Annotated in this window: 21 protein-coding genes; 1 reads left to right on the top strand and 20 read right to left on the bottom strand. The window is 59.8% G+C overall.

What is annotated here, in order from left to right:
* Positions 1 to 20: 20 nt before the first annotated feature.
* Positions 21 to 2,450, bottom strand: a complete 2,430-nt coding sequence (locus PH605_RS19840; RefSeq protein ID WP_142845827.1) for a ComEC/Rec2 family competence protein — start codon at positions 2,448 to 2,450, stop codon at positions 21 to 23.
* 307 nt (positions 2,451 to 2,757) lie between these two features.
* Here PH605_RS19840 and gltA point away from each other — a divergent pair, with 307 nt between their 5' ends.
* Positions 2,758 to 4,047: a citrate synthase gene (gene gltA, locus PH605_RS19835; RefSeq protein WP_003502585.1), complete on the top strand. Its 1,290-nt coding sequence runs from the start codon at positions 2,758 to 2,760 to the stop codon at positions 4,045 to 4,047.
* 76 nt (positions 4,048 to 4,123) lie between these two features.
* Here the strand turns inward: gltA and PH605_RS19830 are convergent, their stop codons facing one another.
* From PH605_RS19830 to PH605_RS19740, 19 genes are all read right to left on the bottom strand, one after another.
* A complete protein-coding gene (locus PH605_RS19830) occupies positions 4,124 to 4,858 on the bottom strand; it encodes an amino acid ABC transporter ATP-binding protein (RefSeq protein WP_065653920.1) in 735 nt (244 codons plus the stop codon).
* On the bottom strand, positions 4,836 to 5,495 hold the full coding sequence (locus PH605_RS19825; protein ID WP_078053972.1) for an amino acid ABC transporter permease: 660 nt from the start codon (positions 5,493 to 5,495) through the stop codon (positions 4,836 to 4,838). Before PH605_RS19825 ends, PH605_RS19830 begins: the two co-directional genes overlap by 23 nt.
* On the bottom strand, positions 5,492 to 6,163 hold the full coding sequence (locus PH605_RS19820; RefSeq protein ID WP_035261720.1) for an amino acid ABC transporter permease: 672 nt from the start codon (positions 6,161 to 6,163) through the stop codon (positions 5,492 to 5,494). The genes PH605_RS19825 and PH605_RS19820 overlap by 4 nt, the downstream gene beginning before the upstream one ends.
* Positions 6,164 to 6,245: 82 nt before the next feature.
* Entirely contained in the window at positions 6,246 to 7,031 is a 786-nt protein-coding gene (locus PH605_RS19815; protein WP_035261717.1) for a transporter substrate-binding domain-containing protein, read from the bottom strand.
* Between the two features lie 6 nt (positions 7,032 to 7,037).
* Positions 7,038 to 7,748, bottom strand: a complete 711-nt coding sequence (locus tag PH605_RS19810) for a GntR family transcriptional regulator (protein WP_080856296.1) — start codon at positions 7,746 to 7,748, stop codon at positions 7,038 to 7,040.
* A 163-nt stretch (positions 7,749 to 7,911) separates the two neighbouring features.
* Positions 7,912 to 9,096, bottom strand: coding sequence for a lipid-A-disaccharide synthase (gene lpxB, locus PH605_RS19805; protein ID WP_142845810.1), 1,185 nt, complete (start codon positions 9,094 to 9,096; stop codon positions 7,912 to 7,914).
* Positions 9,093 to 9,959, bottom strand: a complete 867-nt coding sequence (locus PH605_RS19800; RefSeq protein WP_161987963.1) for an LpxI family protein — start codon at positions 9,957 to 9,959, stop codon at positions 9,093 to 9,095. Before PH605_RS19800 ends, lpxB begins: the two co-directional genes overlap by 4 nt.
* 3 nt (positions 9,960 to 9,962) lie before the next feature.
* Positions 9,963 to 10,778, bottom strand: a complete 816-nt coding sequence (lpxA, locus tag PH605_RS19795; protein ID WP_003521399.1) for an acyl-ACP--UDP-N-acetylglucosamine O-acyltransferase — start codon at positions 10,776 to 10,778, stop codon at positions 9,963 to 9,965.
* Positions 10,775 to 11,242 carry a 3-hydroxyacyl-ACP dehydratase FabZ gene (gene fabZ / locus PH605_RS19790; protein WP_003521400.1) on the bottom strand — a complete coding sequence of 156 codons (468 nt, stop codon included), beginning with the start codon at positions 11,240 to 11,242 and terminating at the stop codon, positions 10,775 to 10,777. The genes lpxA and fabZ overlap by 4 nt, the downstream gene beginning before the upstream one ends.
* Positions 11,235 to 12,302: a UDP-3-O-(3-hydroxymyristoyl)glucosamine N-acyltransferase gene (gene lpxD, locus PH605_RS19785; protein WP_003521402.1), complete on the bottom strand. Its 1,068-nt coding sequence runs from the start codon at positions 12,300 to 12,302 to the stop codon at positions 11,235 to 11,237. The genes fabZ and lpxD overlap by 8 nt, the downstream gene beginning before the upstream one ends.
* Before the next feature lie 49 nt (positions 12,303 to 12,351).
* Positions 12,352 to 14,676 carry an outer membrane protein assembly factor BamA gene (gene bamA, locus PH605_RS19780; RefSeq protein WP_065653926.1) on the bottom strand — a complete coding sequence of 775 codons (2,325 nt, stop codon included), beginning with the start codon at positions 14,674 to 14,676 and terminating at the stop codon, positions 12,352 to 12,354.
* 199 nt (positions 14,677 to 14,875) lie between these two features.
* Complete coding sequence (rseP, locus tag PH605_RS19775) at positions 14,876 to 15,997, bottom strand: RIP metalloprotease RseP (RefSeq protein WP_003521404.1); 1,122 nt, start codon at positions 15,995 to 15,997, stop codon at positions 14,876 to 14,878.
* A 49-nt stretch (positions 15,998 to 16,046) separates the two neighbouring features.
* Positions 16,047 to 16,880: a phosphatidate cytidylyltransferase gene (locus tag PH605_RS19770; protein WP_003521405.1), complete on the bottom strand. Its 834-nt coding sequence runs from the start codon at positions 16,878 to 16,880 to the stop codon at positions 16,047 to 16,049.
* On the bottom strand, positions 16,880 to 17,623 hold the full coding sequence (locus PH605_RS19765; RefSeq protein ID WP_065653927.1) for an isoprenyl transferase: 744 nt from the start codon (positions 17,621 to 17,623) through the stop codon (positions 16,880 to 16,882). Before PH605_RS19765 ends, PH605_RS19770 begins: the two co-directional genes overlap by 1 nt.
* A gap of 65 nt (positions 17,624 to 17,688) precedes the next feature.
* The gene (gene frr, locus PH605_RS19760) at positions 17,689 to 18,246 is read right to left on the bottom strand and encodes a ribosome recycling factor (protein ID WP_003521407.1); all 558 of its coding nucleotides are present in this window, start codon (positions 18,244 to 18,246) and stop codon (positions 17,689 to 17,691) included.
* Positions 18,247 to 18,309: 63 nt separating this feature from the next.
* Positions 18,310 to 19,032, bottom strand: a complete 723-nt coding sequence (pyrH, locus tag PH605_RS19755; protein ID WP_003502561.1) for a UMP kinase — start codon at positions 19,030 to 19,032, stop codon at positions 18,310 to 18,312.
* Between the two features lie 97 nt (positions 19,033 to 19,129).
* Positions 19,130 to 20,056, bottom strand: a complete 927-nt coding sequence (gene tsf, locus PH605_RS19750) for a translation elongation factor Ts (protein WP_003521408.1) — start codon at positions 20,054 to 20,056, stop codon at positions 19,130 to 19,132.
* 358 nt (positions 20,057 to 20,414) lie between these two features.
* Entirely contained in the window at positions 20,415 to 21,182 is a 768-nt protein-coding gene (rpsB, locus tag PH605_RS19745; protein ID WP_003496241.1) for a 30S ribosomal protein S2, read from the bottom strand.
* A gap of 192 nt (positions 21,183 to 21,374) precedes the next feature.
* Entirely contained in the window at positions 21,375 to 22,217 is an 843-nt protein-coding gene (locus tag PH605_RS19740) for a cell envelope integrity EipB family protein (protein WP_003521409.1), read from the bottom strand.
* Between the last annotated feature and the right edge of the window lie 48 nt (positions 22,218 to 22,265).

The raw sequence follows: 22,265 nt of genomic DNA, 5'->3' as shown, positions 1-22,265 counted from the left end.
CGGTCCATGCCGGCGGCACTTTATTGCGATGCCGCCAGCAACCGCATGACGGCATCAGGCACGTCGTGATCGAAACGTCCGCTTTTCCAGTCGTAATAGCGATGTTCGCTCCAGGGCCTGTCCATTCCGGCGATTGCGGCGCGCAGCCTGCCGACGACCGCTGCCTGCTCGTTGCCGGCAAAGTCCATTTCCAGCGAACCGGTCCGTCGCAGGATATCCCGGTTCAGCAGAAGTGCACCCGAGCGGCATTGGGAGAAGGACGTTCTGCGGGAGACGATAACGATATCGGCGATATCGCAAGCCTTTCCGGCAAAGCGGCCATCTTCCAGAACGATGATCCATTCGCCGCTTCCCGCGCGCGCAACGCACCATGTGCCTTTGCTGCAGGTGAAAACACCGGGCTCGGCGTCTCTCAGGGCCGCCGTCATCTGCCGTGCAACCGCGCTCATCTCTTGCGGATCAAGCTTCGCCTTCGGGGCCAAAGCCACGGTGTTTGCCGTTGCCTCGGTCTTTAGAAGGACCGGCGGCACAGGCTGCTCCGGTAAAAGCAGCGCCCTTTGCCATTGGCCATAAACGAAACCCTGCGGCTGAGCCTTCGTCGTATAGGCTTTGCCGTCCTCCAGCAGCGCCACCAGCTCGCCATCCTCATGAACAAGCAAATCGGGCGGATCGCGATAGGCCGTGGCGGCCGACAGGCCAAAGGCAAGGAACAGAAACGGCATGCCCAGAAGCGCAAGCCGGCTGCGCAGCAATGTCAACATTAGAAAGCCAGCCGAGGCGAGCCCCAGAAACCACCCGTGCGGCCGGCCCGTCGCAGCGCTTCCGCCCCAGGACGCCACCTCCTGCGCAACCTCGATGACGAGGGCCATGCCGTACCCCATGACTTTCAGAAATGGCGCGTCCAGCCCGAAAGGCATCAGCAGCATGGCGAAAAGGCCGAAAGGCATGACAATCAGCGACATCAGCGGCATGGCAGCCAGATTGGCGAAAAGTCCATAGGTGGTGACACGCTGAAAATGCTCGGCCGAATAGATTGCCGTCGAAAGACCGCCGATCAGCGACGTCGTGATGACACCGCCAACGATGGCGCCCGCCGTTTGTGCCACCGTCATCCATGCCGGTTTGCGCCCGATAAACAGACGCTCGCGATCGATACGCCAGCGGCTCCAGGCGGCATAGGAGGCGACGAGCGCGATGGTCGCGGCAAAAGACATCTGGAAGCTCGGACCCATGATTTCCGAGGGCGAAAAAGCGAGAATGACCAAAGCGGAAAGCGCAACATTCCTGAGGCTGAGCGAGGGTTGATCGAACAGTACCGCGATCAGCATCACCGACATCATCAGCCAGGCGCGCTCGGCGGAAACGGCGAAACCTGAAATCAGATAATAGGCAAGCGTCATCAAGAGCGCGGCGAAAGCCGAAATCTTCTTCACGGGCCAGCGCTGCGCAAATGCCGGAAAAAGGCTGAAGGCAAGCCTCAGCCCCACGAAGAATATGCCCGACGCCAGCGCCATGTTGAGCCCGGATATGGCGACGATATGGGCAAGGCCGGAGAGCCGCAACGCTTCCATCGTTTCGGCGGATATGGCCTGTCTCTCATCGGTGACGATGGAGGCGGCAAAGGCGCCGGCATCGCCGCCGATGGTGTTGCGGATGCGCTCGGCAATGGCGGTGCGAAGGCCATAGAGCCGCATGTCGGCCCATTCCAGCCAGCCCGTCTTCGCGTCGATGCCGGGTGGAGTTACCGTCTGTGGCGGCTTATAGAAGAATCCGGTCGCGCCTATGCCCCTGAAATAGGACGCGAAGGCGAAATCGTTGAGCCCCGGCAGAGCCGGGCCGGATGGCGGCGAAAGCCGCGCCTTGCCACGAATGGTCGCGCCGAGGGCGGCGGGCTCGCCTCCTCCGCGTGACAGGAGCGAGACCTTACCCGGCGGGCGTGACAATGCCGGCGCTTCCGTTGCGGTGAGTTGCACCACATATCGCCAGTCCCCGCGCGCATCCACCTCCCTTCGGGTCACCGTGCCGGTAATGGTGGTGGTGACGGGCGTATCCAGCACCACTGTTCCCGCACGCCACGTTTCGACCCCGGCGAAAAGCATGCCCAGCAAAAGCAGCGCGAGAAGGCCACAGGCCGTGGCTGCAAAGCCCGAGCGATATTTCGCGAAAAACGCCAGACCGGTGGCGATAAGACATGTGATCGCCAGAGCGGAGAATGAAGGCGAGGTGTTGAGGGAAAACCAGAGGATCGCACCGCAGCCGATGAAAACCGGAACGAAAAGAAAATCGTGGCCGAATGCGCGCTCCTCGGCGACGCATGCGGCGATTTTTTGGGAGGCGATGGTTCGCAGGTTCGGCTTGCCGACAAGAGCGGGCATGTCATATGTCGCGACATCGCCGGTTCTGCGAAGCGGATAAAGGATTTCCGCCGTGCCGGGCAAATCGCCCTGCATCGTTTCGGCATATCTGAAATGCTGTTTTTCCCCTTGACCGAGCAATCCGCGCCGCGCCCCTGCCGCACCGGGAACAGGTTTGCAGGCGGATGCGAGGGATTGCAATCCTTTCCTTTAACCCTGCGTTGACTGAGATTGAATTGCCATCGCCGGGAAAGACGAAAGCAAGGCAATTGCGTTTGCCGCAATGCACAATTTGACCTTTGGATAGCTTGGCATCTGCGCAAGGATCATATAGCTAATCGGTAGACGCTTAACCGCGGGGCGTGTCTCAACGCCCCCACCCGCATGTTTTCGGAGGATCAGTATGACGGAAAAAAGCGCTACAGTGACACTTGGCGAAAAGCAGGTCGAACTCCCGGTCAGGGAAGGCACGATTGGACCAAGCGTCGTCGATATCGCCACGCTCTACAAGCACACGGGCTCCTTCACTTACGACCCGGGTTTCACGTCGACGGCCTCCTGCGAATCCAAGATCACCTATATCGACGGTGACGAGGGCGTTCTCCTTCACCGTGGTTTCCCCATCGAGCAGCTCGCCGAACAGGGCGACTTCCTGGAAACCTGCTATCTGCTGCTTTACGGCGAACTACCGACCGCTGCGCAGAAGAAGGACTTCGACACCCGCGTCACGCGCCACACCATGGTGCATGAGCAGATGAGCCGCTTCTTCACCGGCTATCGCCGCGATGCGCATCCGATGGCCGTCATGTGCGGCACGGTCGGCGCTCTCTCGGCCTTCTACCACGACTCGACCGACATCACCGATCCGCACCAGCGCATGGTCGCTTCGCTGCGCATGATCGCCAAGATGCCGACAATCGCCGCCATGGCCTACAAGTACCATATCGGCCAGCCCTTCGTTTACCCGAAGAACGACCTCGATTACGCCTCCAACTTCCTGCACATGTGCTTTGCCGTGCCCTGCGAGGATTACAAGGTCGATCCGGTTCTGGCCCGCGCCATGGACCGCATCTTCATCCTGCATGCCGATCACGAGCAGAATGCCTCCACCTCCACGGTGCGTCTTGCCGGTTCTTCGGGTGCGAACCCGTTCGCCTGTATCGCAGCTGGCATCGCCTGCCTCTGGGGCCCGGCTCACGGCGGCGCCAACGAAGCGGCGCTCAACATGCTCAACGAAATCGGCACGGTTGACCGCATCCCGGAATATATCGCCCGCGCCAAGGACAAGAACGATCCGTTCCGCCTGATGGGCTTTGGTCACCGCGTCTACAAGAACTACGACCCGCGTGCCAAGATCATGCAGAAGACGATGTACGAAGTGCTGGAAGCCACCGGCAACTCCGACGATCCGATCATGCAGGTCGCGCTGGAGCTGGAAAAGATCGCCCTTTCCGACCCCTACTTCGTCGAAAAGAAGCTCTACCCGAATGTCGACTTCTATTCGGGCATCACGCTGAAGGCGCTCGGCTTCCCCACGACCATGTTCACCGTTCTCTTCGCTCTTGCCCGCACCGTCGGCTGGATCGCACAGTGGAACGAAATGATCGAAGATCCGCAGCAGCGCATCGGCCGTCCGCGCCAGCTCTATACGGGCGCCGGCAAGCGCGACTACGTTCCGGTTTCCAAGCGCTAAGCCGCGAAACCCTATAAGATCAAAGGCCGGCAGGTTTTCACCCGCCGGCCTTTTTTGTTGGGCATCCGAATAGTTCTCAGTGGCGTGCCGCAACGCCCAGGAACTGCTTGAGTTCGGGTGTAGCGGGATTGGAAAACACCTCCTCCGGCGGGCCAATTTCATGCACCCTGCCCTCATGCATGAAGACGACGCGGGAGCAGACGTCGCGCGCAAACTTCATCTCATGCGTAACCATCAGGAGAGTCATGCCTTCACCGGCCAGTTCACGCACCACCGCCAGCACCTCCGAGACCAATTCGGGATCGAGTGCCGAGGTGATCTCGTCGCACAGCAGCGCAATCGGCTGCATGGCGAGAGCGCGGGCAATGGCGACGCGCTGTTGCTGGCCGCCGGACAATTCATCGGGATAGGCATCGAATTTATGCGCCAGCCCGACCCGTTCCAGCATCTTGCGGGCAACGGCTTCCGCTTCCGGTTTCGGCGTCTTCTTCACCACGGTCTGCGACAGCATGACGTTGCCGCCGACGGTCTGGTGCGGGAAAAGGTTAAACTGCTGGAAGATCATGCCGACCTTCAGCCGCAGGGCTTTCAGATGCAGATCGTCTTCGAGAAGCTGCGCGCCGGCGACCGATATGGAACCGGCCGAAATTGTCTCTAGCCCATTGATGCAGCGAAGCAGGGTCGATTTTCCCGATCCGCTCTTGCCGATGATGGCGATGACCTCACCGGGCTCTACATCGAGGTTGATGCCCTTCAGAACCTCGTTGCTGCCATAGCTTTTGCGGACTTCAGTGATTTCGATGAGCGACATTGAGCTTCCTTTCGAGGATCTGGCTGCTCTTAGACAGAGGCCAGCACAGCGCGAAATAGATGAGGGCGACGAGGCCATAAACGGTGAAGGGCTGGAAGGTGGCGTTGGTGACGACCGTGCCGGCCTTGGACAGTTCGACGAAACCGATGATCGAGGTCACGGCCGTTCCCTTGATGACCTGCACGAAGAAACCGACGGTTGGCGGAATGGCGACCCGCAGGGCCTGCGGCAGGATGACGTAACGCATTTGCTGCAGGCGTCCCATGGCAAGGCTTGCCGATGCCTCCCACTGGCCCTTGGCTACGGATTCAACGCAGCCGCGCCAGATTTCCGTGAGGAAGGCCGCCGCCCACAGGATCAGCGTCAGGCCCGCCGCCAGCCAGGCCGGCACATCGATGCCGAACAGGCCGAGGCCGAAAAAGGCGATGAAGAGCTGCATCAAAAGCGGCGTGCCCTGAAAAAGCTCGACGTAATAACGTGCGAAAGCCCGCATCGATTTTTTCCGGGAAATGCGCATGAAGAGCAGAAGCAACGCCACCAGACCACCGCCGGCAAAAGAGACGAGCGAGAGAAGGACGGTCCAGCGCGTGGCGAGCAGCAGGTTTCTGAGAATATCCCAGGTGGAGAATTCGATCATCGGACACTCCTGCGCGGAAAGATGAGGTTGCCGCCCATCACCAGCACCTGCCGGAGAAGGATGGCGAGCACGAGATAAATGACGGTGGAGACCATATAGGCTTCGAAGGCGCGGAAGGTGCGCGACTGGATGAAATTGGCCGCGAAGGTCAAATCCTCGGCGGCGATCTGCGATACGACCGAAGAGCCGAGCATGACAATCACCACCTGCGACGAAAGCGCCGGCCAGATGCGTTGCAGCGAGGGCACCAGAACCACATGCCGGAAGGTTTCAAAGCGGGTCATGGCAAGGCTTGCCCCCGCCTCGAACTGCCCCTTTGGCGTCGCCTGAATACCGGCCCGGATGATCTCGCAGCTATAGGCCCCGAGATTGACCACCATGGCGATGTTGGCGGCGGTCAGTTCCGACAATTGCAGGCCAAGCGATGGCAGGCCGAAAAAGATAAAAAACAATTGTATGAGGAATGGCGTGTTGCGAATGAGCTCCACATAGGTCGCGACCGGCGGCCGCAGCCATTTGGGGCCTAGCGCGCGCACCCAGGCGCAGACGATGCCGAGGGCGATGCCGAGAACGCCGCCGATGGCAATCAATTCCAGCGTAACGGCGATGCCTTTGGCGATCTGCGGATAATAGTCGAGAAGCCATCCAAAATCGAATGTGTATTTCACCCGATGCTTCCTTTCGGCGAGGACAAACCATGCGCCGGTCCTGCCTCAAGGCGAGGCCGGCGCATGCGTTTTTCCGGGTTGCTCAGAGATCCTTGGGCAGGTCGGTTTTCAGCCATTTCTGCGCGATCGTGTTCAAGGAACCATCGGTCTTTGCGGTGGCGATGATGGCGTTGACCTTTTCAAGCAGCGCCGGCTGTTCCTTGTTCAGACCGATATAGCAGGGCGAATTCTTGATCAGGAACTTCAGCTCGGGGCGCTTTGGCGGGTTCTTGGCGAGAATGGCGGCGGCCACGACATTGCCCGTGGCCACGGCTTCTACCTGGCCGGCGAGGAAGGCGGAGATCGTGCCGTTATTGTCCTCATAACGCTTGATGGTCGTATCGGCAGGCGCCACCTTCGTCAGCTCCAGATCCTCGACCGCGCCACGGGTGACGCCAATGGTCTTGCCGGACAAATCTTCCGCCTTGGTGACGGCAACCGAATCCGGCGCGAACACGCCGTTGAAGAAGGGCGCATAGGCGGTGGAGAAGTCGATGACCTTTTCACGGTCCGGGTTCTTGCCGAGGCTCGAAATCACGAGATCGACCTTGTTGGTCTGCAGATAGGGAACGCGGTTAGCGCTGGTGACCGGCACGAGTTCGACCTTCACGCCAAGCTTCTCGCCGATCAGATTGGCGACGTCGATATCATAGCCCTGCGGGGCCATATCCGTGCCGACGCTGCCGAAGGGTGGGAAATCCTGCGGGACGGCAACGCGGATCGTGCCGCGGGAGGTGATATCACCGAGCGCATCGGCAAAGGCTGCGGGCGAAAAACCGAGCGTTGCGGAAATCGCGGCAATGGCAAGCAATGAACGTCTGGAAATCATTGAGAATTACTCCTTAGGGCTTGAGGAAAGAGGCTGAAGTGAAAGGGAATTGCGAAGCTCGTAGAGCGGATCCGGCCTGCGGGTGAGATCGAGACCGGTTTCGACTTCGTCGAGATGGCGGATGGCGAGTTCGGCGGCGCCATGGAAATCGGCCGCCTTGATCGCTTCGAAGATACGGCAATGTCCGTCATGCGATTGCTGCGCATGGAAATCGGACTGATAGAGCATGGAGATGAGGATGGTTCTGGCCGTCAGGTCGCGCAGCGTTTCGACGATGATGTCGTTTCCAGCGATTTCGGCGATGCGGATGTGAAAATCGCCCATCAGGCAGGTCAGGCGCTGGCGGTCGCCTTTGGAAATCGCCGCCTTCTCCTCATCGAGATGATCGGCGAGGATGGCGATGCCTTCCGGGCTGACGCCGGAAAGATTGCGCAAAAGCCCATATTCGATGATGCGCCGCGCCTCATAGACCTTGATGGATTCTTCGGCGGAAGGCTCCACCACGAACCAGCCGCGGCGCGGGCTGACGGTGACGATGCCGCGCGTCTCCAGCCGCATCATGGCCTCGCGGATGCGCGTGCGAGACACGCTGAAAAGGCTGGCGAGCTGGTTCTCGCTGAGGCGGGTTCCCGGACGAATGCGGGCGGAAAGAATGCCGGAGATGATGGCGTCTTCTACCGCGCTCTGGGCGCTTTCTGATGTATGGCTATCTTGCATACAAGATTGAAAGCAAGAGGTGTGCCAGACGGAAATTTATGGGCCGGGAGCCGTCTGACGGTCAGCCGTTTGCCGCCCTAACGATCAAATGCAGTAAAATCGCGCCCTCGCCTGCCTGCATCGGCAGCAGGACGGCAGCCCGATGGAGAGAGTGCCTATATGATTATTGTGAGGGGCGAGCTTTGCTCTTCATGACATCCAGAAGAATGCGCGCGCCGGTTTCGCCCGGAGGCACATCCGTGTGCAAACGCTGCTGCACGAGTGCATAACCTTCGAGCATTGCCTGCCGCTCGGTGGTGTCGGAAGACAGACGCTCTGCCCAGCGCAGCATCGAACCTGCCCTTACCACCTCGTTGAAATATTCCGGCACGACGGCGTAATCGGCAATCAGGTTCGGCAGAGCGCCTGTCCAGGTCTTCACCCGCTTGCTCAGCATGGTAAAAATCCAGTCCGTCTTGTAGACCGAGATCGTCGGTACGCCCGCGAGCGCGAGTTCCAGAATGACCGTGCCGGAAGCGGCAATCGCCGCATCGGCTTCAGCAAAGGCATTCCATTTGAAAGCGGAATCGATACCGATTTCGGGCCTGATATCCTCTGGCCATGAGGCCGCCAGTTCGCGGATGCGTTTTTCCTGACGCGGCACGGTGGGCAACAGGAACCGCGTCGGACCATTGCGCTCCACAAAAGCTCTCGCCGCCGCCTGAAACGGCTCCATCAACCGCGTCGTTTCCGTGGAACGCGACCCTGGCAGGAGGAGAATGGTCTTCGGTTCGCCATTCGCCGGCAGAGAACGTTCCGCCCGCTTTTGACGCACGGAGAGCACATCGGGGTCGACGCTGAGGCGATGACCGACAAAAGTTGTCGGCGGACCGCCGAGACGGCGCATGGCTTCCGGCTCGAAGGGCAGCAGCGCCAGCACGTGATCGACATAGGAGAGCATCGCCGTAGCGCGATATTCCTTCCACGCCCAGACGCTGGGGCAGACGTAATTGACGACCGGCAGATGCGGCAATTGCTGCCGGACTTTTTTCGCAACGCGATGGGTGAAATCCGGGCTGTCGATGATCAGCAGAATATCGGGCTTTGCGGCGGCGATTGCCTGAGCGGTCTGGTTGATCCGCGCAATGAGCTTCGGCAGTTTTTTAAGAACCTGCGTAAAGCCCATGATGGAGAGTTCGGAATAGTCGAACAGGGAAACCAGTCCCTGCGCTTCCAGCGCTTCGCCGCCGACACCGACCAACTCGACAGGCCCCGTATATTGGGCCTTAAGCGAGCGGATCAGATCCGCGCCTAAAAGATCGCCGGATACTTCCCCGGCTATGACCGCCACTTTTAATGCCGCCGTCATCCGATCATGTCTCCGCCAAGTGATGTATCGATGCCGCAGACGAATATGCCCGCCTCATCGGCCGCTTTCAACATCGCCTCGCGATCAAGCACCAGCGCCCGCCCGGCTTCGACGGCAATACCCGCCAGCCCGGCTTTTCGCGCATTCTCCACCGTTTCCACACCGATTGTCGGCAGGTCGGCGCGCACATCCTGCTGCGGCTTGCACAGCTTTACGAGCACACCCCTGCGGCGCGGGGATATCCGTCCTTCGGCGCGCAATGCCGCGACGCGCCCCAGCATGGCATCCGTGCCCTCGACGCCTTCCAGCGCGACGATGCGGCCGCCGACGGCGACGGCGCCCTGCCCCACATCGAGCTTGCCAAGTGCAAGCGCGGCCTCAGCCGCCTTGCGTATATCGCGCAGATCATCCTCGGCAGGTTTTTGCGCACCGAAAGGGCCTATAGCGGCCAGCAGGCCGGGGGCGATCTCGTGAGCGCCGATGACTTTTGCGCCGAGCGTGCCGATGATCTTGATGACCATCTGCAGAACGGCGTCGTCGCCGCTGGACAGCAGCGTCCTGACAATGGACGGCAGTTTGAGCAGGATGCCGAGTGTGGGGCGGATCTCGCGCCATTCCGGCCGCCGCGCCACACCACCGGACAGCACGACGCGGTCTACCCGGTTTTCGCGCAGCAGACGGCCAAGCCCGGCGACATCGCCGACACTGATGACGGCATTGTCGAAACCGCTCCAGTCGAAACGGGAATCATCACGCAGGCGCACGATAAAAGGGTTTTCGCCCATCTCACGGGCAGCGGCCGCCACATAAAGCGGCAGCTGGCCGCTGCCGGCCACAATGGCGAGACGCCCGCCGCCTGTCACGGCTCACTTGCCCCGGTTGGGCGAAGAGATCGCGCGGTCGCTATCCGCACCGATGAAATCGATGACTTCAAGCGCCTGCGGGCAATCCAGATAGTCGTTACGGTCGATGGCCGCCGCATTGCCGCGGATCGTGCCTTCGGCTTCGAAAATCGCCTTGTAGACGCGTCTGACCTTGTGGATATCGGCACGCTCGATGCCGGCACGGGTCATGCCGACGACGTTCAGGCCGCCGAGGATGCCGGGATTGCCATTCAGCATGCCATAGGGAATGACATCGTAATTTACCGCCGAAAGTCCGCCGATAAAGGCCTGGCGGCCGATGCGCGTGAACTGGTGCACGGCGCAGCCACCGCCGAGAATAGCGCGGTCCTCAATGGTGACGTGGCCCGCCAGCATCACATTGTTGGAAAGCACGATGTGGCTGCCGAGGCGGCAATCATGCGCCACATGCGAATTGGCGAGGAAGAGATTATCGTCACCGATAATGGTCTTGCTGCTGCCATCGGAACTGCCGGCGTTCATCGTCACGCCTTCACGCATGATGCAGCGCTCACCGATCTCGAGGGTCGTTTCCGAACCGTCATGGCGAATTGCCTGCGGCGTGCCGCCGATGACCGCCATGGGATGGACAACCGAGCCACGGCCGATCACGGTCAGGCCGGAAACAACGGCGTGATTGTGCAGCTGAACATCGTCATGCAGCGTGACTTTCGCGCCGACATAGCTCAGCGCGCCGATGACGACGTTTTCACCGATCACCGCGCCGTCTTCGATCACGGCGCTCGGGTGAATTCTGGCCGAGGCGGCAATCGTGCTCATTGCTGATCCTCGGGGATCATCATGGCGCCGACATCGGCCTCCGCCACCAGCGCGCCGTCCACCTTCGCTTCGCAATGGAATTTGAAGACATTACCGCGCTGGCGCTGCTTGACTACATGGATTTCCAGACGATCGCCAGGGATTACCGGTTTACGGAAACGCGCATTGTCGATTGTCATGAAGTAAACCAGGTGACCGCCCTCACCCTGGCTGCGAGCGCAGATCGCACCCGCCGTCTGGGCCATGGCTTCGACGATCAGAACGCCCGGCATGATTGGCCGGTCCGGGAAATGACCGGTGAAATGCGGTTCGTTGACCGTGACGTTCTTGATGCCAATCGCCGAGTTGTTACCGTCGATCTCGATGATCTTGTCGATCAGCAGGAATGGGTAACGATGCGGCAGAAGCTTCATGACTTCCAGAATGTCAGCCGCGCCGAGCGCCGTCTTCGTTTCTTCAGTCATTGTTTTTCTCTCCTGTTTTTTTATCACGCCCTTCAGCGCGTGCCAGAATTTCGGCCATGTCGCGCAGGAAATATTTCATCGGACGCGCGGGCGTGCCGCCATAACGGGCGCCTGCCGGAACGTCCGCCACAACGCCGCTCATCGCCGCGATCTGTACGCCGTCGCCAATGTTGATATGGCCATTGATGCCGGCCGCGCCGCCAATCATCACACCGTCGCCGATGCGGGTGCTGCCCGCAATGCCGACCTTGCTGACGATGCCGCAATGGCGGCCGATGCGGACGTTGTGGCCGATCTGAACCTGATTGTCGATCTTGGTGCCTTCGCCGATGACCGTGTCATCCATGGTGCCGCGATCGATCGTGGTGTTGGCGCCAATCTCGACATTGTCCTGAATGATGACCCGGCCGATCTGCACGATCTTCAACATGCCGCGCGGACCGGGCGCATAACCGAAACCGTCCTGTCCGATGCGTGCGCCGTTATGGATAATCACATTATTACCGATAAGGGCTGCAAGAACGCTTGCGCCGCCGGCAATGGTGCAATCGCGTCCGATCTGCACATCCTGCCCGATGATGACGCCGGGACCGATGCGCGTACCAGCGCCGATATGGGCGCCAGCTCCAATCACGGCGAGCGACTCGACGATGACGCCCGCCTCCAGCTTCGCGGATGGATCGACATGCGCAGCGTGGGAAATTTCAGCTTCCATCCGCGCGATCGGACCCGGACGCATGGCGGAGGGATGCAGCAAGGCACCAACCTGCGCAAAAAGCGTATGCGGGTTTTTCGATATCAGCGCAGGGGTATGAGACGGAAGCATGTCTACAAGTGCGGCGTCACAAATGACGGCGCCAGCGTCGCAGGTCTGCAGCTCATCTCGGTTCTTGCGCGAAAGGATATAGCAGAGCTGATCGGGTTTTGCCCGGTAGACCGGCGCAACGGACCGAATGATCCGCTCTCCCGCCGCGTCATCAGACAGTTCCGCCCCAAAACGGTCTGCGATATCTTTCAATCGCAGTCCCTCGTGGGGCGGAAAAAAGGCGTTGTATTCCATCAGCCGGAAACTCCAGAACGTTCAAAGTTGCAGTTCTGGACTGCCGATATCAGAAAGTGTTGGACATGCCAAACCGGAAACGCTGTTCCTCGTCGTAGTCTTCCTTGGCGAAAGGCACGGCGTAGTCGACGCGGATCGGACCGAAGGGCGACGCCCACATCACGCCGATACCGGCGGATGCGCGGATGGAGTTGTCGTCCTTCACACCTGCACTGTTGGCAACCTTGTTGCCATAGAGCGTGCCGGCATCCACGAAGCCAGCGAGGCGCAGGCCGAAATCTTCCGGAACGCCAGGCATCGGAGCCGTGACTTCAGCAGAAGCGGCGAAATAGGTCGTGCCGCCGATGGAGTCGGAACCGATGCGAGGACCGATACCGTCGTTCTTGAAGCCGCGAACCTGACGGCCACCGAACTTGAACTGATCGAATACCAGCAGATTGTCGCCTGTCGGCACCACGTGACCGGCCTGGCCGGTCAGCGAGCCGATGACATCGTACTCATCGGAGAGCGTGTAGAAGAAGCGAGCCTTGGCGTAAATCTTGTAATATTCGGAATCGCCGCCGAGACCTGCAAATTCGTTCGTCAGAGCAGCCTGCCAGCCTTCGCGCGGCATGTTGCGGTCGTCGAGCGTATTGTAGTTCAGCGTGTTCGAAATGATGGACTGTGTCCAGTCACCGCCACGGATCAGGTCCTTGTAGGGAGCGGCAAGGTTGCTGCCGGTTTCCCAGTCGCCTTCGCCGTCATAATTGAGCTGCTTGTAGGTGTACTTGAACGTCGTCGAGAGGTCTTCGGTGATCGGCGCGGTCACGCGCAGCGAGAAGCCCTGCTCGTCGTAGTCATAATAGTCTTCGCTGCGGCTCTGGCTCTTGAACAGGTCGAAACCTGCGGCAAGACGGTAGCCGAGGAAATAGGGTTCCGTGAAGGACAGCGTATAGCTGCGCGCATCATCTTCACCCGCACCAGCGGCGAGACGGATGTACTGGCCGCGACCGAGGAAGTTCTTCTCTTCGATGGAGGCTTCGAGCAGCACACCGTCGTTCTGCGAGTAGCCGGCGCCGATACCGAACGAACCAGTCGACTGATCTTCTACGTCAACAACGATGACGACACGGTCAGGCGCGCTGCCGCCGGCGGTCGAAATATTGACCTTCGAGAAATAGCCGAGGGCTTCGAGACGGCGCTTTGCAGCCGTGATGACCGTCTGGTTGAATGCATCGCCTTCGGAAATATCGAACTCGCGACGAATGACGTAGTCACGCGTACGGGTGTTGCCGCGGATTTCGATACGCTCGACATAGGCGCGCTCGCCCTGGTCAACGATGTAGGTCACACCGATGGTGTTGCCAGCCATGTCGCGGTCGCCGCGCGGCGTTACGCGGGCAAAGGGATAACCCTCGCCGGCCACGCGCTTGGAAATCGCTTCCATGCTCTGCTGAACTTCCTTGGCGCTGTAGCTTCCGCCCTGGTGGGTTTCCACGAGGCCCTGAAGTTCAGAACCGTCGACGCCCGGAACGGTCGATTCGACCGCGACGTTGCCGAAGTTGTAACGCTGACCTTCATCGACCGTGATGGAGATGGTGTATTCGTTCTTGGACTCGTCCAGCACAGCCTCGGAGGACACGACCCGGAAGTCGGCATAACCGCGGTTGTAGTAGAACTGGCGCAGCGCCTCTTCGTCGGCGCGCAGCTTGTCCTCGTTATAGACGTCCTTACGCGTCAGGAACGACAGCATGTTGGACTTCTTGGTGTTGATAACGGCGGCCAGACGGCCATCGCTATAGGCATTGTTGCCAATGAAATCGATGCGGCCGATCTTCGTGCGCTCGCCTTCATTGATGACGAAAGCAATGTTCACACGGCCCTGACCGACGGAAACGGTCTGCGTGGTGACTTCAACATCGCTACGGCCGATGGCGGCGTAGGCTTCCTTGATGCGGGCAATATCCGCAGTCACGATGGCCTGATTGAACGGGCCGAGGGACTGGGTCTGCACGACGCCGGCGAGCTTGTCGTCCTTGATCTTGCGGTTACCGTTGAAGACCACCTGGTTGACGAGCTGGTTTTCATTGACGGTCACGACCAGCGTGCTGCCGGAAACGCGCATGGAAACATTCGAGAAGTAACCGGTGGCGTAAAGACGCTTCACCGATTCATCGATGTCCGAATTGGAAAAGTTCTTACCCGGCGCAATGGTAATGTTGGAACGCACGGAGTCCGCACCGGACCGGTCGGCCCCGCGAACATCGATCCTGCTGATGACGGCCGCATTTGCAGCGCCAGCAGAGGCAAGCACGCCAAGGCCCGCAACCGAAGCAACACCGGCAGACAGAGCAACCGCCGACACAGCGTTCAAAAATCTTGAACCAGCCTTCATTTCAATTCTTACCTTTTTACGTTGTCCCTCAGCGGGCGGAACCCGACTCCGGCCATGTGCGTCGTTTTACCTGCTTTTCCCCTACAAGCAAGCGCGAACGTTAAATTCTGTTTACTTCGTGCTCCAGAGTGGCTCATTCGCCACTTCGGCATAAAAACAAGGTAAACAAATAACTAACAAAACCGTTAAAACACAATCCTCAGCCGATCAAGCTGCTGATATCATTCCATGTTGCAAAAACCATAAGACCCAAAATCATCATCATCCCGATACGGAACGCGACTTCCTGCGCGCCCGCACCAAGCGGCCTGCCACGAATGGCCTCGATGGCGTAGAACACCAGATGCCCGCCGTCCAGAACCGGCACAGGCATCAGGTTCAAAAGACCGATGGAGACGGAAAGAACGGCGGCAAGCTGGATAACGGCGGAAATGCCGAGCGTCGCCATCTGGCCGGACGCCTGCGCCACACGCACCGGACCGCCAAGCTGATCGGCATTCATGCGCCCTGTCACGAGATTGCCGATATAGTTGAATGTTCCGGTAATGACGTGGCCGGTTTCACGCACGCCTTCGACCAGCGCCTCGGACGGCGAATATTCGATATGGCGGAAATTGCCGCTGGTCTGGTCGGTGACGATGCCGATAATGCCCATTTCCAGCTTGTTGCCGAACTGGTCTGTGGTTTCGGTGCGAGTCGGGACCATCGGCAGCTTCAGCTCCTCGCCCGCCCTTTCGACCGTCACCGTGATCGGCGTGCCCGGCCGGATGCCGACGTAACGGCGGACATCCTCGAAGGTCATCACTTTTTCGCCATCGATCGCGATGAGCCGGTCGCCGGGCTGCACGCCGGCGGCAGCCGCCGCGCTGTTTTCACGGACTTCCGCCACGACCGGATCGGCGATCATCCGGCCGTAAATGCCGAAGAGCACCGCGAAGATGAGAATGGCGAGAATGAAATTGGCGATCGGGCCTGCGGCAACCGTGGCCGCCCTTTTCCACAGCTTTGCGCCGGAAAGCGTCTGCGCCCTCTCCTCCAGCGACATATGCGACAGGCCGGAACTATCCGGCTTGCTCGCCGCATCCTCATCGCCGAAGAACTTGACGTAACCGCCGAGCGGGATCGCCGAAATCTTCCATCGCGTGCCGCGTTTGTCGGTGAAACCGATCAGTTCCGGGCCGAAGCCGATGGAGAATGCGGTGGAGCGGATGCCGCACCAGCGACCGACCAGATAATGGCCCATTTCATGGACAAAAACGAGCAGTGACAGCACCAGGATGAAGGGCACGATATAGCCGGTCAGAAAGCCGGTCGCCGCCATTACTGTGTTCATGACAATCTGCCCTTTGTGTCGTGACCCTTCGCGCCGCTCAGAAACCCGGCAACAGACCGCCGCCCGATCCGGGCACGTCGCCGGTTGCCGCCGCATGCACGAAAGCAATGAGGAATACCGTAAAGCAGGCGAAAACAAGACCGTCGACACGGTCCATGAAGCCGCCGTGGCCCGGAATGAGATGACTGGAATCCTTGACCTGGAAACGCCGTTTCACGAAAGATTCGAAGAGATCGCCGATCTGGCTGAACACCGAAAGGATAAGGGCGAGCCCCAGCACCAGCACGCTGATCCTGCCGTGATAGGCCATGGACACCGCGCCGCCGCCGATCACGGCCGCCACCGCCCCGCCGATCGCGCCGGACCAGGTCTTGCCGGGCGAGATCGAAGGCGCAAGCTTCGGCCCGCCAATGGCGCGTCCGACGAAATAGGCGAGAATATCCGTCGACCAGACAACGGCGAAGATAAACAGGATGGACACGAAGCCGGTCAGCTCGTCACCACGGATGGCTGCCAGCGATATGCCGCTCAGGCCCGCATAAAAAATGCCGCCCACCAGCCACCAGTTTCTGCCGCGCAAAATTGGAAACAGCGCCGCCGTCAGCGTGAAGCCGGATAAGAGCGGCAGATCGAGCGAGGATTCGCCGAATATCGTATTGCCGGCGATGACGGCGACCGCGAACCAGCCCCAGGCATTGCCGGTCGAATTGGTTTCCGACAGCCGGGTAATCGTCGACCATTCATAATAGATGAGGATCGCCAGGAGGCCCGCGACGATGCGGAACAGAATGCCACCATACCAGGTCGCGGCCAGAATGACCGCCGCCATGACGATTGCGGACACGATCCGCAGTCTGAGTTCACGGCTCATCAGGCGCCTGCCACGGCAACCTGCTCGGTGAGTGCACCGAAGCGGCGGTCACGCGTTGCATATTGCTCGATTGCGGAGAAGAATCGCTGGCGGTCGAAGTCCGGCCAATATTCGGGAACGAACAGGAACTCGGAATAAGCGGCCTGCCAGAGCAGGAAGTTCGACAGGCGCTCTTCGCCGCTGGTGCGGATGATGAGATCAGGATCAGGCATACCCGACGTGTCGAGTCTGGCCGAAATCATCTCCGGCGTAATGGATTCGGCATTAAGCCTGCCTTCGGCGACATCGCGCGCAATCGCCGCCGTCGCGCGCGCAATCTCGTCGCGGCTTCCGTAGTTGAAGGCGATCACCAGCGTCAGCTTGGTATTGCCCGCCGTCATCTGCTCCGCCTCTTCGAGGAGAGAACGGATGTCGTGCTTCAGCCCCTGCCGGTCGCCGATGATCCGCACGCGGACATTTTCGCGGTGCAGTTCCGCAAGGTCACGCCGGATGAAGGCTTTCAAAAGCCCCATCAGATCGCTCACCTCGGATTCGGGCCTGCGCCAGTTTTCCGACGAGAAGGCAAAGAGCGTGAGATAGCGTATTCCGCAATCGCCGGCCGCGCGCACGGTCTCGCGCACGGCCTCCACACCGCGGCGATGCCCCATCACGCGCGGAAGACCGCGCTGCTTTGCCCAGCGTCCATTGCCATCCATGATGATGGCGACGTGCTCGGGTATGGAGGAACGTGTCGTCGTCGGCATATCGATCCAGTAACAGGGCAGCGCGGAATTAAAACGAATAAAATACAGGTCTATCGCAAGCGATATCAGACCTGCATGATTTCCTTTTCCTTCTCGGCAAGCAAGCGGTCAATTTCCGAAATCGTGTCATCGGTCATTTTCTGAACCTTTTCCGACTGTCCACGGCTTTCGTCCTGACCGATGTCACCGTCCTTTTCGGCTTTTTTCAGACCATCCATGCCATCGCGGCGAACATGGCGAATCGCCACCTTTGACTTTTCGGCATAATCATGGGCGACCTTGACGAGCGATTTGCGGCGCTCCTCGTTGAGTTCAGGCAGCGGGATACGCAGGTTCTGGCCGTCAACGATGGGGTTGAGGCCGAGATTGGATTCGCGGATCGCACGGTCGACGGCGTTGACCATCGACTTGTCCCAGATGTTGACGCCGAGCATGCGCGGCTCCGGAACAGTGATATTCGCAACCTGGTTCAGCGGTACGCGCGAGCCATAAGCCTCGATGGTGACCGGATCGAGAATATTGGCCGAAGCGCGGCCGGTGCGAAGCGATGCGATATCGCTCTTGAATGCATTGATGGCGCCGTCCATACGGCGCTTGATATCGTTGAGGTCAACACCACTCATCTTGATACTCCATCTTGTCGGCCAAGCCGGCCGTAATCGCCCCTTGAGGCGGCATCGTTTTGATTATTTGTCGTGCACGATGGTCTTGCGGCCGCCGCCGGTCAATATCTGCGCAAAACCGCCCTTCTCGTGGATCGAGAAAACAATGATCGGAATGTGGTTTTCGCGGGCAAGCGCAACGGCGGCGATATCCATGACCGCCAGTCCCTTGCCGAGCACTTCGCTGTGGGTCAATTCGTCGAAACGGGTTGCCGTCGGGTCCTTCTTCGGGTCGGCGGAATAGATGCCGTCCACCTGTGTGCCCTTGAAGATCGCTTCGGCGCCCATTTCCGCAGCGCGCAAGGCTGCGGCAGAATCAGTGGTGAAGAAGGGGTTGCCCGTACCGCCAGCGAAGATCACCACACGCCCCTGCGCGAGATGATGGAGCGCCGCGCGCTGCGAGAAGCTCTCACAGATTTCAGGCATGGCGATTGCGGAGAGAACGACGGTGTCGATGCTGAGCTTTCGCAGCGAGGTCGCGAGCGCCAGCGCGTTGATGACGGTCGCCAGCATACCCATATGGTCGCCGGTAACGCGGTCGCCGCCCTTGGAGGCCACGGCAACGCCGCGGAAAATATTGCCGCCGCCGACGACAACGCCGACTTCGACGCCCATCGCCCTCGCCTCGGCGATATCGGAAGCGATGCGATCAGCCACCGCCACATCGATACCGAAACCCTGATCGCCCATGAGGGCTTCGCCGGAAGCCTTGAGAAGAACGCGTTTGTAGATCGGCTTGGAAGACATCATGACTCCTCGGAAATGTAACCGAAACGCGGATACACGAAGGGCACCGCGTTGTCACGCGATGCCCTCCCGTTTTCCCAAGATTGGGTAAATATAATCAGCCCTTGGCGACGGCTGCGACTTCGGCTGCGAAATCGCTTTCTTCCTTCTCGACGCCATCGCCGAGCAGGAGGCGAACCATGCCCGTTACTTCGATGGAAGCGCCGGCTTCCTTTTCGGCTTCCTTGACGGCAGCGCCGACAGTCAGGTCCGGGTTGATGACGAAAGCCTGCGACAGAAGGGCGACTTCCTCGAAGAACTTGCGCATACGGCCATCAACCATCTTTTCGATGATGGCTTCCGGCTTGCCGGATTCACGGGCCTGTTCGATGAAGACGTTGCGCTCGCGCTCGGCAACGGCGGCGTCGACTTCTTCAGCGCGGATGGCGAGCGGGTTGGTCGCAGCGATGTGCATGGCAACCTGACGGCCGATGGAGTTCAGAACGGCCTTGTCGCCTTCCGACTTCAGGGCAACGAGAACGCCGAGCTTGCCGATGCCGTCGCCGGCAGCGTTGTGGATGTAGGTCGCAACAACGCCGTGCGGAACTTCGAGCGCTGCCGAGCGGCGGAGCGTCATGTTCTCACCGATGGTGGCAATCGCGTCCTTGATGCTGTCGGCAACGGACTTGCCGGTTGCCGGATAGGTGGCAGCGGAAACAGCGTCAACGGTGCCGTTGGTGGTGAGGGCAACCTGGGCGATACCGCGGATGAGGTCCTGGAACGCATCGTTACGGGCAACGAAGTCGGTTTCGGAGTTCAGCTCAACGACGACAGCCTTGTGACCCATGGTGGCAACGCCGACCAGACCTTCGGCAGCCGTACGGCCGGACTTCTTGTCGGCCTTTGCGATGCCCTTGGCGCGCAGCCAGTCGATCGCCGCTTCCATGTCGCCATTGGTTTCAGCAAGAGCCTTCTTGCAGTCCATCATGCCTGCGCCAGACTTTTCGCGCAGTTCCTTCACCATTGCGGCTGTGATTTCGGTCATTGTTTGCCTCTTATCGGTTCGATCGGTCAGCCGGCGGAATTTGCCGTGCCGAAGTTCTGGGTGATGACTGTACCCGGCCGCACACCCTTTGAAACCGGAGAGGATTTCAGGAAAGGGGCATGCGCATTCCCAAGTGCTGCGGCATCTCCATGCATCGAGATGATGGGTGCCGCTGAAGTATGACAGCGTTATGAAGACTGCCTTCCGTTTCAACCGCATCGGACGCCAGCGATTTCATAAAAACGTGGCGGAGCGCTTGAAACGAACAAGGCCGTCAACCCATGGAAGGTCTTTGACGGCCTTGTCATATCCTGGTCGAGGAGACGGCGACCGAGATCGCCGCCAGACAGGGCCTATATCAGGCGCCAGCCTCGTCTTCGAGAGCGGGCTCGATCGGAGCTTCTTCCGAAGCGCCGATGTCGCGGCCGGAAGCGCCCTGCTGACGGGCAATACCGTCGATGGCAGCGCGGGCGATAAGGTCGCAGTAAAGCGAGATGGCGCGCGAAGCATCGTCGTTACCCGGGATCGGGTAGTCGATGTGGTCCGGATCGCAGTTGCTGTCGATGATAGCAACGACCGGAATGCCAAGACGCTTGGCTTCTTCGATCGCGATCTTTTCCTTGTTGGTGTCGATGATGAACATCAGGTCCGGAACGCCGCCCATATCGCGGATACCGCCGAGAGCCTTTTCAAGCTTTTCGCGTTCGCGCTCGAGGTTCAGGCGTTCCTTCTTGGAGTAGCCGGAAGCTTCCGAGTTGAGGATCTCGTCGACCTTGCGCAGGCGCTGGATCGAGTTGGAGATGGTCTTCCAGTTGGTCATCATGCCGCCGAGCCAGCGGGAGTTGACGTAGTACTGGGCCGAACGCTTTGCGCTGTCGGCGATGATTTCGGACGCCTGGCGCTTGGTGCCAACGAACAGAACGCGGCCGCCACGGGCAACGGTGTCGGACACGACCTGAAGGGCGCGCGACAGCATCGGAACGGTCTGAGCCAGGTCGATGATGTGGATGTTGTTACGGTCGCCGAAGATGTACGGCTTCATCTTCGGGTTCCAGCGGTGCGTCTGGTGGCCGAAGTGAACACCAGCTTCCAGAAGCTGGCGCATAGAAAAATCGGGCAATGCCATGCCTTGTTACTCCTTTTCCGGTTTAACCCCCGCGAAGCGAACAGCACCGATTTTCATCGACACCACCGGGCGGAACGGACCGGATTTCTCCCGGAACATCCCAAGCTTCGCGTGTGGAATGGTGAGCCGCATACAGTCGCCCGCATGAAAATGCAAGCATTTATGCGAAAAAACCGCAGAAACAGCCGCGTTTCAGCGGACAGGCTTGTTTTCGCAGGTTTCGGGCTTGAGAATATCGAGCTTCGCAAGCTTTCCCGTCAGAACGAAATCGCCGTAATCCATCGTCAGATCGCGGGTGATTCCGTTTTCGTAAAGCTTGAACGACATACGGTAGATCGGCAGCGCGTCGGTGCCGGTCTTGTCGTTGTAATAGGCGATCGTCACCGGCCAGAATGCCGCCTTGGCGAATTCGCCCGCCTTGCCGGCGTCGGCATCGCCATCCTTCGGCATCTGCGACTTGCCGACGAGGGTGGAGGTGATCAGGCTTTCATCGCCATCGTCCGAACCGTCGAATATCCGGGATTCGAAGATGCGCTTTCCCTGTTTCGCATGTTCGATGACCTGAAACATATGCTGCGTCGGGAATTCGCTGGCGACGAGACTGACCTGGCGGGCATCCGGGCGGGTCAGATCGACCTTCACGCCATCGGTGCCGTCGGTCGCAGCGCCCTGCACTTCCTTGTCCAGCTTGTCGTCGGTGTAGGACTTGGTCTCGAAGGTGAATTTCTTGGCCGTCAGATCCTCGAAGGTCGTGGTCTGCTGGTCGGTCATGCGCACGGCATCGCCGGTGTTGATCTGCGTCACGAAGCGGAAATCCGTCTTGTAGCCCTGACAGGCCGAGCCGGTGAATTCATAGACCATGCGGCCCGTCATGCCCTCGATGCCGGATCGATCGGACGCATCCTTGAGTTCGAGATCGTAGACGGCGCGGTGGGCGACGAGATCGGGAACCGTGACCGGCAAGGCATTGGCAGCGTTCGACAGGCCGGTCATAAGCCCTGTTGCGGCAACGAAACCAAGCGTCCTGACAAACATGCAATATCTCCTGTTGGACTCGCCGCTCATATTGTACAAGCAACCGCC

Origin of the sequence: Agrobacterium sp. CFBP 3001 (assembly GCF_027871605.1) — a bacterium.
Taxonomy (GTDB): domain Bacteria; phylum Pseudomonadota; class Alphaproteobacteria; order Rhizobiales; family Rhizobiaceae; genus Agrobacterium; species Agrobacterium leguminum.
The sequence above is the reverse complement of the archived record's forward strand: the minus strand, read 5'-3'. Positions and strand labels throughout refer to the sequence as shown.

Excerpts from the sequence above, each read along its gene's own strand:
- PH605_RS19830 (WP_065653920.1), bottom strand. The coding sequence starts at position 4,858 with ATGTCGCTCATCGAAATCACTGAAGTCCGCAAAAGCTATGGCAGCAAC.
- gltA (WP_003502585.1), top strand. The coding sequence starts at position 2,758 with ATGACGGAAAAAAGCGCTACAGTGACACTTGGCGAAAAGCAGGTCGAA.
- PH605_RS19815 (WP_035261717.1), bottom strand. The coding sequence starts at position 7,031 with ATGATTTCCAGACGTTCATTGCTTGCCATTGCCGCGATTTCCGCAACG.
- PH605_RS19740 (WP_003521409.1), bottom strand. The coding sequence starts at position 22,217 with ATGTTTGTCAGGACGCTTGGTTTCGTTGCCGCAACAGGGCTTATGACC.
- PH605_RS19840 (WP_142845827.1), bottom strand. The coding sequence starts at position 2,450 with ATGCAGGGCGATTTGCCCGGCACGGCGGAAATCCTTTATCCGCTTCGC.
- pyrH (WP_003502561.1), bottom strand. The coding sequence starts at position 19,032 with ATGTCTTCCAAGCCGATCTACAAACGCGTTCTTCTCAAGGCTTCCGGC.
- lpxA (WP_003521399.1), bottom strand. The coding sequence starts at position 10,778 with ATGAGCACGATTGCCGCCTCGGCCAGAATTCACCCGAGCGCCGTGATC.
- PH605_RS19770 (WP_003521405.1), bottom strand. The coding sequence starts at position 16,880 with ATGAGCCGTGAACTCAGACTGCGGATCGTGTCCGCAATCGTCATGGCG.
- frr (WP_003521407.1), bottom strand. The coding sequence starts at position 18,246 with ATGAGTGGTGTTGACCTCAACGATATCAAGCGCCGTATGGACGGCGCC.
- lpxD (WP_003521402.1), bottom strand. The coding sequence starts at position 12,302 with ATGGAATACAACGCCTTTTTTCCGCCCCACGAGGGACTGCGATTGAAA.
- rpsB (WP_003496241.1), bottom strand. The coding sequence starts at position 21,182 with ATGGCATTGCCCGATTTTTCTATGCGCCAGCTTCTGGAAGCTGGTGTT.
- PH605_RS19765 (WP_065653927.1), bottom strand. The coding sequence starts at position 17,623 with ATGCCGACGACGACACGTTCCTCCATACCCGAGCACGTCGCCATCATC.
- bamA (WP_065653926.1), bottom strand. The coding sequence starts at position 14,676 with ATGAAGGCTGGTTCAAGATTTTTGAACGCTGTGTCGGCGGTTGCTCTG.
- PH605_RS19825 (WP_078053972.1), bottom strand. The coding sequence starts at position 5,495 with ATGATCGAATTCTCCACCTGGGATATTCTCAGAAACCTGCTGCTCGCC.
- fabZ (WP_003521400.1), bottom strand. The coding sequence starts at position 11,242 with ATGACTGAAGAAACGAAGACGGCGCTCGGCGCGGCTGACATTCTGGAA.
- tsf (WP_003521408.1), bottom strand. The coding sequence starts at position 20,056 with ATGACCGAAATCACAGCCGCAATGGTGAAGGAACTGCGCGAAAAGTCT.
- rseP (WP_003521404.1), bottom strand. The coding sequence starts at position 15,997 with ATGGCGGCGACCGGCTTTCTGACCGGCTATATCGTGCCCTTCATCCTG.
- lpxB (WP_142845810.1), bottom strand. The coding sequence starts at position 9,096 with ATGACGGCGGCATTAAAAGTGGCGGTCATAGCCGGGGAAGTATCCGGC.
- PH605_RS19810 (WP_080856296.1), bottom strand. The coding sequence starts at position 7,748 with ATGCAAGATAGCCATACATCAGAAAGCGCCCAGAGCGCGGTAGAAGAC.